This is a genomic window from Aeromonas sp. MR7 (assembly GCF_963899385.1).
GTDB classification, from domain to species: domain Bacteria; phylum Pseudomonadota; class Gammaproteobacteria; order Enterobacterales; family Aeromonadaceae; genus Aeromonas; species Aeromonas bestiarum.
The window spans coordinates 89260-102518 of sequence record NZ_CAWQXH010000032.1; the positions used below are offsets into that span (position 1 = coordinate 89260).

At 55.0% G+C, this 13259-nt stretch carries 12 protein-coding genes; 6 read left to right on the forward strand and 6 right to left on the reverse strand.

The genetic code is table 11. The features are described from left to right. Positions 1 to 3: 3 nt before the first annotated feature. The 4 genes from AACW87_RS14985 to AACW87_RS15000 all read right to left on the reverse strand — a co-directional run bounded on the left by AACW87_RS14985 (position 4) and on the right by AACW87_RS15000 (position 2610). Positions 4 to 291 (reverse strand): type VI secretion system PAAR protein, encoded by a 288-nt coding sequence (locus tag AACW87_RS14985; protein ID WP_241325400.1) that lies wholly within the window; start codon positions 289 to 291, stop codon positions 4 to 6. Between the two features lie 208 nt (positions 292 to 499). Continuing rightward, a complete protein-coding gene (gene hcp1, locus AACW87_RS14990) occupies positions 500 to 1018 on the reverse strand; it encodes a type VI secretion system effector Hcp1 (protein ID WP_042867111.1) in 519 nt (172 codons plus the stop codon). Positions 1019 to 1389: 371 nt separating this feature from the next. Next, positions 1390 to 2058: a YagK/YfjJ domain-containing protein gene (locus tag AACW87_RS14995; RefSeq protein ID WP_241325401.1), complete on the reverse strand. Its 669-nt coding sequence runs from the start codon at positions 2056 to 2058 to the stop codon at positions 1390 to 1392. Between the two features lie 375 nt (positions 2059 to 2433). After that, positions 2434 to 2610 carry an AlpA family phage regulatory protein gene (locus AACW87_RS15000; protein WP_241325402.1) on the reverse strand — a complete coding sequence of 59 codons (177 nt, stop codon included), beginning with the start codon at positions 2608 to 2610 and terminating at the stop codon, positions 2434 to 2436. Between the two features lie 1158 nt (positions 2611 to 3768). On the opposite strand from AACW87_RS15000, the gene AACW87_RS15005 reads away from it, so the two are divergent. Then, positions 3769 to 4218 (forward strand): hypothetical protein, encoded by a 450-nt coding sequence (locus AACW87_RS15005; protein WP_241325403.1) that lies wholly within the window; start codon positions 3769 to 3771, stop codon positions 4216 to 4218. On the opposite strand, the gene AACW87_RS15010 is transcribed toward AACW87_RS15005, so the two are convergent. Beyond that, positions 4208 to 5536 (reverse strand): tyrosine-type recombinase/integrase, encoded by a 1329-nt coding sequence (locus AACW87_RS15010; RefSeq protein WP_241325404.1) that lies wholly within the window; start codon positions 5534 to 5536, stop codon positions 4208 to 4210. The two genes, AACW87_RS15005 and AACW87_RS15010, sit on opposite strands and share 11 nt — an antisense overlap. 424 nt (positions 5537 to 5960) lie before the next feature. Between AACW87_RS15010 and AACW87_RS15015 the strand changes: the two genes are divergently transcribed. The 4 genes from AACW87_RS15015 (at position 5961) to AACW87_RS15030 (ending at position 11795) form a co-directional block, all read left to right on the forward strand. Continuing rightward, the gene (locus AACW87_RS15015; RefSeq protein ID WP_241325405.1) at positions 5961 to 6863 is read left to right on the forward strand and encodes a DMT family transporter; all 903 of its coding nucleotides are present in this window, start codon (positions 5961 to 5963) and stop codon (positions 6861 to 6863) included. 95 nt (positions 6864 to 6958) lie between these two features. Further along, on the forward strand, positions 6959 to 8896 hold the full coding sequence (locus AACW87_RS15020) for a methyl-accepting chemotaxis protein (RefSeq protein ID WP_241325407.1): 1938 nt from the start codon (positions 6959 to 6961) through the stop codon (positions 8894 to 8896). A gap of 508 nt (positions 8897 to 9404) precedes the next feature. Then, entirely contained in the window at positions 9405 to 10850 is a 1446-nt protein-coding gene (locus AACW87_RS15025; RefSeq protein ID WP_043554719.1) for an OprD family outer membrane porin, read from the forward strand. Positions 10851 to 10964: 114 nt separating this feature from the next. Next, complete coding sequence (locus tag AACW87_RS15030; RefSeq protein ID WP_241325408.1) at positions 10965 to 11795, forward strand: SDR family oxidoreductase; 831 nt, start codon at positions 10965 to 10967, stop codon at positions 11793 to 11795. Positions 11796 to 11885: 90 nt separating this feature from the next. Here the strand turns inward: AACW87_RS15030 and AACW87_RS15035 are convergent, their stop codons facing one another. Next, positions 11886 to 12218, reverse strand: a complete 333-nt coding sequence (locus tag AACW87_RS15035; protein WP_043135038.1) for a DUF1904 family protein — start codon at positions 12216 to 12218, stop codon at positions 11886 to 11888. Between the two features lie 87 nt (positions 12219 to 12305). Here AACW87_RS15035 and AACW87_RS15040 point away from each other — a divergent pair, with 87 nt between their 5' ends. Then, positions 12306 to 13196 (forward strand): TraB/GumN family protein, encoded by an 891-nt coding sequence (locus AACW87_RS15040; RefSeq protein WP_241325410.1) that lies wholly within the window; start codon positions 12306 to 12308, stop codon positions 13194 to 13196. The last annotated feature ends 63 nt before the right edge of the window (positions 13197 to 13259 follow it).

Here is a 13259-nt window from a genome sequence, read left to right on the forward strand (position 1 = left end):
TCCTTATCCTGCTTGCCCGCTGCCCGAACCAATCACCACGCCACCGCAATCAACTGCGGAACCTGTGACGGCGATGGGCTTGCCGTTCACCAATACCGACCCCACACCACCGGCAATGCTGCGTGGATGGGGAGGATTATTGGGCTTGTCGTGCGGTGCGAGCGGGTCACCTTGACGGGCCACTGGCTTGCCATCAAGGAACACATCAGGGCTGGCGCCTATCACCGGGGTCGGTGGGAAGCCATCGTGGTCGGTGCCAATGTCACCGAGCAATGCAATGGAGGGACACATAACGTAAAACCTCTTGTGTACTTTGCCATCCCCCCGCACTCGCTACCACGGTAATCCCCATTACATCAGCAGCCAGACAGGGGGATGGCAAAACATAAAAGCTCCGGCAGCCACAGACTGACCGGAGAAACACGGGATAAAGGCCGGAGCACACCGGCCACAAGATACGAAACTTAATACAAGGAATAGCGAAATCAGAAAGTAAGGCTTATGCCTCGATAGGAGCGCGCCAGTCGTCAGAACCAGAGGTACCGGCAACGGTGTGCTCCCAGTCAATCTTGCGGTAAGCAAGGGAGACCTGGATAAGCTGGGTGAAATCAGATTTCGCTGGGTCTTGGCAGTGCGGCATCTGGCAGTCGATATCGACGATGGTCGCATCTGTCAGCACAGTACTGAAGAAGTGCTCCTGCTTGCCTTCCACGGAAGTGCGGTACCACTTCAGGGTCACTTTCGGCAGCATTTCACCGGAAGCCAGGGAGTTGTACATCAGCGGCACGGCTTTGTTCAGGGCCACGGTGAACTTGAACGGCTTGTGGACACGCTGACCAGCAGGCTGGCCGGATTGCGGGTCAGTCGGTACGGTGACCTGGTGATTGAACTCTTGCACCAGCATCTCGTCTTCATGACCCTGCACGAAGATGTTACCAACGGAGTCGGAAGTGAAGGCACTCGCGGTGATGTTGCCCTGGGTTTTACCTTCTATGCTGATATAACATGGAGTTGGCATGGGTATGCTCCTAAATAGGTTGGTTAAATGAGCTAGCACTCGATCAAACTCTTAGCAGTGACCGTGCCATTTTTTTACCCGTTAATTATCAATACCTTAAGGGAAATCACCACGACACAGCCCCAGCCAACAGCAAGATGTTGCGCCAGATAGTCCATCAAGCCAGCAAAAGTTACACTTTCAGCATTAAATTCCACATGTTGAGAAACTTGTTGCACAAGACAGAACTATTGACCACCCTCATCCACATTCCCCACTAACGCTGCATCGATATTGAGCCACACCAGCCTCTGCTTGAGCGCCCAGGATATCGCCTGGCCCTTACCCCCAGCCTCTCGAGGATACGCTTTAGGTGAAAGGAAATTGCGCACTCAATTGTTACTCCCCCCGAAACACTGATACCCCTCCCCACGGCGCTTGGATTCCCTTTTGGCAAGGTAGGCTGCATGGAGCAGCACTTTTTTTATAGCCACGGGATCATCTGAGAAAACTTCGTGCTGTCCCTCCTCTGAAAGTTGAACCAACCCTCGCCTCCTGCAAAAATCAATTGATAAATCCGCTTCAAAGACGGCTCGATGCCAAGCCACTCTAAGCTTGTTTGCCAGATTCATATTCTCAGACTTAAATCTCCCCAGAGAGCAATAGGCATCCCCATTTAAGAAAAACATCAAGTGATAGTGAGGAACGACAGCCTCTGCTGTTTGCTCCCTCGCCCAAACATATCTGATTGCTGTTTTGCGAACCCTTTTCCCATTTGTAGCTTGGCGCATCTGATCCAGCACAAACAGTTTTTCAAGTTCTGCAAAGAATGCTTTCAGCACAGCGCCATGATAACGTGAACTGCCTTCTGATAGGATCCTGGTAAAAACATTATCAGGGAAGCGAAGGTCAACTCTAAAAGCAAAGACCCTAGAGTATTGAGTAAAAGCATCGTTCATCACAGCAACAATTTTACTGAGGTTATCCTTATCGAAAGTATACCCACTATTCTGGTAGTGGCGTTCAGCCGCCACTCGATATTCATTAAGAGTGTCAAACATATTAAACTCCATAGATAAAAGCATGGCTACATGCTGCGAATGTATGCCTGTATGAAAATTAAGGTAGCAGTTTGCAAGTGTGCACTAGCACACTTTCATTGAAGGTTTGAAACAGTGCTATCAACTTAGCGATATGATGGGTTATGGATTTCGGTATGCTGATGGTTATGAGATCCACATGTTTGTCCTGTCGATCTGCATACTGTGTATGCAGTTTTATTCGGTGTTTATTTTTACTCCTTATTTATATATTACTATTGCCGACACCAAAGCATTGAATGTCAAACCAACCAAATAACTCTGATCCCTGATAGGACAAGACTTCTAGCCTGAGCAACGAGCTAATTTATTTCAATTACCAGTCAGAAGTTAGTCCTAACGAAGATTTCTTTTCTCTTCAATCCATAACTCTATTTCAGAGCCAACCCAAGCAACAGATATTGGACCGATCTTAACTGATGCTGGAAATGTCCCGTCATTCATCTGACGGTAAACTGATGCCTTAGAGAGTGATGTCATTGCAATGACATCTTTTAATTTAAGTAGTTTCATGATGAGCTCCTTTGTCGTCCATAGAAGGAGTTCCTCATGTAAAAATGTAACGGAACAGCAAACACAAAACCCATACCTCTTGATCACCTTCCTTTACCCAAGTACGGATCCCATTATTTTTAATAGGCACAGGTCCACACCTCATTGGCAGATCAGAGACAACAACTCTGGAATCAGTCTTAGATAGCATCCACCAGCTGAAAACTGATCTTTAGGTTCCTCACAAAGGACCAAGCGCCGATTATTGGCACAGACTCTCGATTACCTGTGGCAGTTGTACTTTCGCAAACTTAGCCCGCCTATGATTAGGTAGCCAGATTCAAATAATAGATGACTACAGCAATTACCAAAGAGCGCCCATCAACCAGGCGTTGATAGATATTACATGCCATATCTTCCCCATACAGTGGGCCTCCTACCTTCAACGGAACCCAAGAAAGTAGACTAGTGAGGGACAGATTCACAGCAATACAGCACTAATTCATGAAATAATATAGGACATAAAAACATTGCAAATCACTCTAAAACAAGTTAAAAAATAGCCATAAAACATCAAAAAATCACACCAAAATTACTTAGTAACAATCAATTTTTCGGAGCTGATAATATTATACCAAGAGCCTGCGATGAAAATGGTCTGGAAATACCACCCCCTATCTCTTTATCTAAAAGGGAACGGGATTTCTCCCTCAGATTATTAAATGAAGACACATCCTTATCTGTAAGTAATGATGAAATAATCACTTACCTATCCAATAACAGCAGCATCCTTACAAAAAGAGTTAACTGTAAACTTGGCTCTCCCCTTAGCAGTTTTGATGGAAAAGTTGCCCCTCGAGAATTAATAATAGAAGGCATTAAATCTGAGTGTATAAGTGAAACAATTTTCAGCTGGATAGATATAAAAAATGATCGTTTATGCGATTTTGTATGGTCATACATACGCTCTTTAACCAAATACCCCGTTGTGTCACCTTCGACTATAGATGTAGGAGTCAGAATAGATGGTGCATTTGAAGCAACTGACCGTATATATGTATATAACATTTGGAATAATGACCCTTGCCCAACTGATAATGTCAGCAAAAAAAATGCATCATCTCTTTTTTTGATATCCTCGACGCTACTAATATTCAAAAAACGAGCGACCTTGAAATTTTGAAAGAAAAATGGCGCATCGTTAGTCAAAAGATGGACGTAAAAGCATGGATGGAAAAATGTGACCATGGTTGGGCATGGAGTTATTTATTTGAAAACATAAAAACAGGAAATAATAAACATCCGATATGGTTCATCAACAAAGATAATTCATCAGCAATCAAAGACTGCATTATTACACTCTTTGACCTACTAAATGAAATACCTCCGGCTAGAGAACTGATGCTTAGGAAAATGAAATCGGCTTGTTCACAAAAACATTTTCGAGACAAGAACAATGGGAAAAAATCGGTTAGTGTTGTCTTGCCAGAAAAAACGATTAGCATGCTAGACGACATTTGCATGAAAACTGACAGAAGAAAAAATGAAGTGATAATTAGACTGATGCAAGAAGAATATGAAAAAATAAAAAAGGCGGACACTAGTCCGCCTTTTCATTTTACTTTTTGATGAATTCAATAACATTTCCATGGCTATTATTTTTTTGCGGCTCATGTGCCACCTCTAGTTCAATTAACTCACCCCAGCGTTGCCATAGCATTTTTTTCTTATCATCATGTCGCGAACGATGATAGGTTCTGACCAATTTATTTAGTGGGAGATGATTCAGACATAATTCGATCACTCTCTCTTCTGCATCTAATCTCTCAGCCCAATTTGTTGCAGCACTACGCCGTAAATCATGTATGGTAAATAGTTCCATGTCAGATAAAGAGCGAGAAATAAATCGCCTTAAAGCTCTGGTTATAGAGTCAACTAAAATTGGTTCAATTACGTCATTTTTAGGTCTATCTGATTCAAAAATAAAGTCCCCGTTTACATATAGCGCCTGTTCATCAATCAACGCTTTCGCCTGTCGAGATAAGAATACCGAATGTGGCTTCCCATTCTTGGTATCAGGGATCGTCCAAACATCATCTCTAATATGTGAAAAACGCATATTAGCGACTTCGCCTCTACGACATCCGGTCAATATCAATAGCTTGATCGCATTCGCTGCGGGTAGAGAAATAGTGGCATGGCGAGAAACGCCACGTCCTCCAGCCGCAAAGCTACCACCACTTCCAAGATCCTCATCAATCGCCTTCCATAGCCTGCGCAATTCGGGGACTGTCAGCCATCTCTCTCTTGGCGAACCGGCACTGGCACCAAAATCCTTGGGTCGCAACAGTCTCGCAGGGTTGGCCTCGATCAGGCAGTGAACCACCGCATAATCCAACATCTGGTTCAGCGTTCCCAACCCTTTACGGGTTTCGTCTTTTGTTGCACGCCGAGTGATCTCTAACGCTTGCGCCAAGTGGGCACGAGTCAGATCGATTAAACGAATATTGCCCAGAGTTTTCTTGAGATGACGATTCCAACGATCCTGATGACATTGGAGGGTTTTGGGTTTGACAACCTCAGCAACACGCTGCGCATCAAGCCATCGTCCAAGCAACTCATCCATCGTCAGGGCGGTTTCATTTTTAGCCTTTTCACTAGCAACATGCTTGCGTGGATCTATCCCTTTCTTTACCAAAGCCGCCAGCTCTGCATGCTCAAGCCTGGCTCGCGCCAACGACAACGCAGGGTAATTACCCAGAACAACTGTCGCCTGAGTACCAGCAATCCGATAACGATAGACAAACCGCTTGCTCTTCCCTGCCCTAACCTCAATGGCTAATCCACCGCCATGGGGAGATTTCACCGCATAGCGGGTAATCGAAGCCTCCCCTTGCAAAATCAATGAGGGGATCTCTCGATCCTGAGTTACCGGTTTTCTTGCCATAGCATTCTCTCCCCCCTGTTTGGGGTACCACTTGGGGTACCACAGAAAACATGATATAGGGTGAGACCCTATGAAACTAGCCGAAACCAAAAACAAGAAAAAATAAACATTAAAAACAATATATTATAATCAATTACTCAACTTTATTAAACCTTCTGAAACACTACCTACCTTGGCTCCTAAGGGACAGGCCACTAGTTCAACTCCAGTCGGGAGCACCATATAAAACAAGGGGTTGGCATCGTCATGGTGCCAACCCCTTGGTCGTTTTGGCAAGACACCCGAGGGAAGATGCCAAGGACACTCGCCAGCACTGTGGCTGACAACAGATAGCCGACGATCCATACCACCGAGGTATGGCCATAAGGGAGGGCCGGTCTGCTAGACTGGCCCTCTTTTTATTCATCTTGCAAAGGAGTGTTGGATGTCTGCTTCTTCCTGGTGGGACAGGTCCACCGGTTTTGCACTGCTGACCATCTTGCTGTGGGCCTCGCTGGCGGCGCTCACCTCCCGGATCACCAGCGTGTCACCTCTGGTGCTGGTGGGGCTGGTGCTCTTCTTCTGTGGCGCCGGCGCCCTGCCGTTCTGGCGCCAGTGGCGGGCTCGCCCCATCACCTGGCTGGTCACGGTGGCGGCGCTGCTGTTCTACCATCTGCTGCTGTTCATGAGCTTTCGCCACGCCCCCGTGCTGGAGGCGAACCTTATCAATTACCTCTGGCCCCTGTGCATCATACTGTTCACCCCCCTGCTGCTGCCGGGCCATCCGCTCCATGCCCGCCACCTGCTGGCCGGCGCGCTCGGGCTGGCGGGTTCTGTGCTGGTGATGGTCAACGGCGAGTTGCGGTTGCAACAGGCCTATCTGCCCGGCTACCTGCTGGCGCTCGGCGCCGCCATCATCTGGGGCGCCTACTCTGTGCTCTCCCGCCGGCTGCCGCCGGCCCCGGCAGTGGTGACGGCGGCGGCCTGCCTGCCCGCCGGATTGCTGGCACTGCTGCTGGCACTCTGGCTGGAAGGGCCGCTGCCCCTCGAACAGATCCCCGCCGGCGACTGGTGGCTGATCCTGGGGCTGGCGCTCGGGCCCATGGGGGCGGCCTTCGTCACCTGGTATCTGGCGCTGCGAGACGGAGATCCCCGTCGCATCGGGGCGCTTGCCTACCTGACCCCGCTGCTGAGCACCCTGTTGCTGGTGCTGCTCAATGGCGAACAGCTGACGCCCCGTCACCTGCTGGCCGGGGCCTTCATCATGGGTGGCGCCCTGCTCGGCATGCTGGGCAAGTCGCCTGCCGCCCGCAAGCAGAAGGAGCCCGCCGCGCCTTCGTTGTCATGACCTCGCCACCATGCAGCGGCTGTCATAAAAACGCCATCTCTCCTGCTTAAGCTCACGCCGACTTCCATTCCCGTGGCTCAAGCAGGAATCCTGACGTGAAAATAGCCCATTACGCCTCCCTCTCCTCCCTGGTACTGCTGCTGGTCGCCGCCGTGCAAGCCGGCGCCCTGTTTCATGGCTGGCAGCAGTTGAACCGGGCCGAACAGGCCCAGCATCAACACGAACGGCTGCAGCAGCGGCTGACCGGCACACTGCAAGGCACCCTGCGCGACTACCTCGCCAGCGGCGATCCCCTGCGCCTGACTGAGGCCCAGGCGCTACGCAAGCAGGCGCTCGCCCAGCTGGCGCAGCAGGATGCTGCGCTCACCGCCCCGCTGCGCGCCCTGCTCGAACGGATGGGCACGCGCATCGACGGCGACTATCTGGCGGCGGGCAAGCTCTCCGGCAACAGCCAGTGGCTGCTGCAAAACGCCGAAAACGAGCTGACCGCCCAGGCCAGGGCGCTGCTGCGTTATGGCCAGCAGGGGGCTACGGGCGCAGATCCGGCCAGCGCGGATCGATACCGCCAAGGTGCCACCGACATACTGGCGGCCCTGCCCGGACTCGGCCACCTGCGCCAGAACTACATGGAACAGGCCAGCCCCAAGCTGCTGGAGGGACTGACGTTCGAGCTGGCTGCCATGCAAAAGCAGGCGCAGCAACTGGCCGCCCTGCCGCTGCTCGGCCTGTTTGCTGCGCCGCCTGCCGACGAGTTCACCCTGGGTGAGCCAGAGCGCAAGGAGCTGGGCGATCTGCCCAAAGCCGAACTGCTCTCCCTGCTCACGCGCTACCCGCAAGAGCTGGAAAACAGCCGCAAGGCGCTGCAACAGCAGCAGACTGCCCGCCAGGCGGTGCAGCAGGACATCAGCCAGATGCTGCAGGCCACCGGCCAGATGGGGGCCGAGCTTGCCGCCGGGCGGCAGGCGGTCAACCAGCGGCTGGCTGCCATACTCGGCAGCCTGGCGCTCTGTCTGGTGCTGGTCGCGCTGCTGTTTGCCCTGGTGCAGCGCCGCTGGCTGGTCACGCCGCTGCTGCGCCTGCGCGCCGCCTTCCTGCAACTCGACGAAACGGGTCAGGCCGAGACCCTGCCCCAGGGGCGCGAGCGCAACGAGCTCGGCGACATAGTCGCCAGTTACAACCGCCTCATCATGCGCCTGCAACAGGATCAACAGCAGAAGGAGGGGCAGCTGTCGGCGGTCTCACTGAGCCTGCAGGGCATGGTCAATCAGGTCGAAGAGATCCACCATAGCACGCGTACCACGGAGCAGGCGGTGGACGAGGGTGATCTGATGATGAACGAGCTGAACCAGCTGGCCGGCGAGGTGCATCAGGTGGCCGCCGAGATAGCACAGCACGCCCAGCACAACGAGCACTCCATGAGCCAGAGCGAGCAGCTGGTGGGGGGCATGTTGCAGGCCACCGCCCAGACCGGGCTTGCCATCGACGAGAGCAGTGGCGCCCTGACCCAGCTCAAGCGTTCGGTGGACGATGTCACCGCCATCGTCGACGTGATAGGTCACATAGCCCAGCAGACCAACCTGCTGGCGCTCAATGCGGCCATAGAAGCGGCCCGGGCGGGGGAGCAGGGGCGCGGGTTTGCGGTGGTGGCCGACGAGGTGCGCCACCTCTCCGCCGACACCCAGCGATCCCTTGGCCAGATCACCGAGATCCTGATGCGGCTCACCCAGGCGGGAGATCTGCTCGGCACCGTGCTGGCGCGGATCACCTCGGAGGCAGCCGCCCAGCGCCAGCAGGCGGAGCAGTTGCGCCAGACCACCCAGGCGGTGCGGGAGATGGCGCGCAGCACAGCCGTCATAGCGCTGCAGGGGGCCGACAACGCCAAGAGCCAGGAACACAAGCTGGCCAGTTTCGCCGATCTCATCGCGCGCATCAGCCAGCACGCCCGCCAGGGCAGCCGCCTCTCGGTGCAGGTGTCGGAGCACATCCATCACCAGGCCAGCCAGATCCCGCGCATCCTCGGCCATCAGGCCTGAATCTTCCGTCCAGCTCCCCTTCCGAGTCCCCTGCCCCCGCCCCCAACGCGGGGGCATATCTTTTTTTGTGCCACAAAATTATCTGTTGCATACAGGTTAACGAAAAAAGTTGCACCCCTTGTGAGAGATCCGCCCGCGTCGCTGGTCAATTTCACCTGAAAACGCTATCAGCGCCGATATGAGCGGGCTGGGAGTGTCCACAACAAGATCCATGATTATTTGCACTCGGTCATATTTTTGAAACTTGGTGGGAACTTTTCATTGATATTTCGCACCGCGAACGTACTCTTGGAATTGTCCGATAGCCAAGAATCGGAACACAAAAAATAAAATGATGTGATGAACAGAACTGCCCACCGCAGATGTGCCAAGACGTCGCGGCCGCAGACGAACTACCAGGAATTTTTTGCCCTACGGGGTTTTGATTGCAATGCCAATACCGAGCGGCGGGCCATCGCCTGACTGCCGGACAAAAAAGCTAAGTCCATAAAATCAGGAGCAATACAAAATGGAAAAAGTGATCTTCAAGCGTGCCGCATTGAGCGCAGCTGTTGTTGCCGCCTTGGTCGCCCCCGGTATGGCATTCGCTGCCGACGAAGCCGGTCCTGCCTATGCTGCCGCCGCCAGCAAATTCTATGAAGAAGGCAAACTCAACGGTGGCCTCTTCTACTTCCAGCGTGATCGTCAGCGTATCGATGGCGACCCGACTGCCGCCAAGAAAGAAGGCAAATACCAGTCCAACCTGAGCCACGCCACCACCCAGGCCTCCCTTAACTTCAACTCGGGTTATGCCTGGGACATCGTCGGTATCGACGTGGGTGGCTTCGGTGCCTATGACCTAGCCGTGACCGAGAACCATGCGGTCAACCAGGAGAACGAATTCTCCTTCGCCGGCAACAAGTGGGGCGAAAACTACAAGGATGGCTCCCCCGAAGGTGGCTTCAGCCTGGCCAACGCCTCGCTGAAACTGAAAGCACTGGACGGTGCCATCACCGCCAAGGGCGGTCTGACCCAGCTCTACGTACCGGGCGTGATCGGTGTGAACTGGTCCTATCAGCCGGGTACCTACCGTGGTGGCCAGATCGAGGGTAACTTCGGTGGCCTCTACCTGACCTACGCCATCGCCGACGAGTACAAGTCCCCCTGGTACAAGGAGACCCAGAAGTTCTCCCGCGCCAAGGCATGGATGGATCCGTTCGCCGATGAAAACGTCATCGATTACATCCAGGGTGTAGCCGCACGTTATACCTTCGAAAATGGCACCGCCATCACCGGCTCCTACGGTAACTCCGAAAAATACATGGACAGCTACCACTTCAAGCTGGCCCATAAATTCGACGTGCTGAACGGCCTCTCCACCAGCTATCAGTTCTACGGTTCCGAAACCGACACCTATCAGAAGGGTGGTGCCGACATCGAGACTTATGACGGCATGGCATGGCAACAAGCGCTGACCGCCGCCTGGGGCACAGGCCCGTACGGCTTCCGTCTGGAAGGTCTGTGGACCAAGGCCGAGGGTAACGAAGGCAACTACCTGCCCCGTCTGACCCGTGGCTACGGCAACTCCCAGGGCGCGAACGAAATCTGGTGGGATTCCCGCTCCGACTGGAACGCGAACAACGAGAAAGCACTGTTCTTCGGCGTGACCCGCTCCCTGGATGATCTGGTGGGTGCACCAGGCTGGTCCGTCGGTGTCTCCGGCGCCTACGGCTGGGATATCCAGAAAGGCGACGGCACCAAGGCCACCAACGGTGAAGATACCGAATGGGCAGCCAACTTCGACGTCATGTACACGGTGCAGGATGGCAAGCTGAAAGGCACCCTGTTCAAACTGCACTACACAGATTACAACAACGACATCAGCCAGGGCGGCGGTTGGACCGAATACCCGAACATCTTCGCCTCCGAGCATGACGTCAAGTTCCACATCATAATGCCGTTCACCATACTGTAAGCAGGTGGTAGAACCTCAGCAAACCGGGCCACGTGGCCCGGTTTTCTTTTTTGTCGCGCTCGGGCTACCATGCCCGCTTCGGCCAGGCTCTGGTCGCCAACAAGGATGACCTTTATGCCCCACCCCTTCGTGCTCATCACCGGCTGCTCCAGCGGCATCGGCCTCGCCGCCGCCAAGGCGCTCGGGGTTCACGGCTTCAGCGTGATCGCCTCCGCCCGCAAAGCCGACGATGTGGCACAGTTGCAACAGCAGGGTCTGCTGGCGGTTCAACTGGATCTCGCGGACACCGCCAGCATAGAGCAGGGGGCGGCAGAGGCGCTGGCGCTGGCGGGGGGCCGTCTCTATGGCCTGTTCAACAACGGCGCCTATGGTCAGCCCGGCGCGCTGGAGGACTTGCCCACGGAGGCACTGCGTGCCCAGTTCGACACCAACCTGTTTGGCTGGCACCACCTGATCCGCCAGATACTGCCAGCCATGCTGGCGGCAGGAGAGGGACGGATAGTGCAGAACAGCTCTGTGCTGGGGCTGGTGGCCATGAAGTATCGCGGCGCCTACAACGCCAGCAAGTTTGCGCTGGAAGGCTATACAGACACACTGCGCCTGGAACTCGAAGGCAGCGGCGTGCACATCAGCCTGATCGAGCCGGGCCCCATCGATACCCGCTTTCGCGCCAATGCCCGCGCCGCCTTCGTGCGCCATATAGATCCGGCCCAGAGCCGCCATCAGGGCGCCTATCGCCAGACCCTGACCCGGCTGGAAAAAGAGGGGGCCACCAGCGGTTTCACGCTGCCAAGCGAAGCCTGCATACCGCCGCTGCTGCATGCGTTGCAGAGCAAGCGGCCAAAGCATCGCTACCCGGTCACCTTTCCGACCCGGCTGTTTGCGGTATTGCGCCGCCTGCTGCCAAGCCGCTGGCTCGACAGGATCCTGGCCAAGTCGGCCTGATCCCGTTGGAGGCTATGGGCATCCAGCAACCCGGGTCGGGTTGGCCGCGTAACGGCGTAACCCGACGCATCAACCCTGTTTACCCTCGCCTCAATAGTGCTGACCGTCGCTGTAGTAGTGGCTTTTGACGATGGGCAGCACTTGCACCACCACATAGGTCTGCTCCCCCAGCGCCGCCTTCAGATGGCGGGTAATGAGCGCCGCGGCGGCGTCTTGCAGCTCCTGCGGTCGTTCGAACCAGACCAGCTCCACGAACGGAAAACCGGCTTCGATCACCCCGCCGCGTACCCAGTGGCTGTCTATGCACTCCATGGTGACGAACTCCGGTTTGCCGCCGGTCAGGGCGCACAGATCCGCCAGCAGGGGTGTACTTATCTGCTGCAGGGTATCGACGGAGACGGCCCGAAAACGAAGATGGGGCATGGGAAACCTCTTGGCTGTGACGAATGAGGACTTATCATAGGGCTTATTGTTATGAAGAGAAGCCATCCCGCCAACATAAGGTGCCTCATGAGATTTCATCGCACGCTGATTTCCTTCCTGCTCTGCCTGCTGCTGCCGCTGACCGCCTTTGCCGACCCCGCCTTCTATCGGGTGAACAAGGGTGACCAGCAACACTGGCTGCTGGGCTCCATTCATGCGGGCAAACCCTCACTCTATCCGCTGCCCGATCCCGTCGAGCGCGCCTGGCAACAGAGCCGCGCCCTGGTGATGGAGGCCGACCTGACCCACATCAGCCAGACGCAGTGGCAGGAGATGGGCGCCATCACCCGGCTGGTGGATGGCAAGACCCTCAAGGATCACGTGCCGCTCGATCTGTATCGGCGCACCATCATAGCCGCCGGCCAGAATGGCCTGACCGAAAACATGCTCTCCCCGCTGCGCCCCTGGTTTGCGGCCATCACCCTGACCCAGGCGGCGCTGGAACGTACCGGTTTCAGCAGCGCGCTCGGGGTGGATCAACACTTCGCCAAGCGCGCCACCGAGAGCGGCAAGCCCATCATCGGCTTCGAGACCCTGCTCGAACAGCTCGGCTACCTCGCCAGCGTCGGTGACAACCAGACCCTGATGCTGGAGAGCACCCTGGATGAGCTGCCCCAGCTTGAGACCGGCTTTCGCGACGTGATGAAGGCGTGGCAGGAGGGGGATCAGGCCGCCCTGGTCAAGCTGCTCAAAGCCGAGATGGCACCGCCCAAGCTGCAAGCCTGGCTGGAGCAGACCCTGCTGGCGGAGCGCAACCGCAACTGGCTGAAAAAGTGGCCGACCCTGCCGAACGAGAGCTTTATCGTGGTAGGCGCTCTGCACCTTTATGGCGACCAGGGGTTGATCGCCCTGCTGGAGCAACAGGGGTGGCGCATCACACCGCTCACCGAGTCTGGCCCAGGCACAACCGCCAAGTGATACCTCATCCGTGCGCCTGATCTGCCCGGCGGCTTGGCCGAGTGCGAGGCCGCTCACAGATCC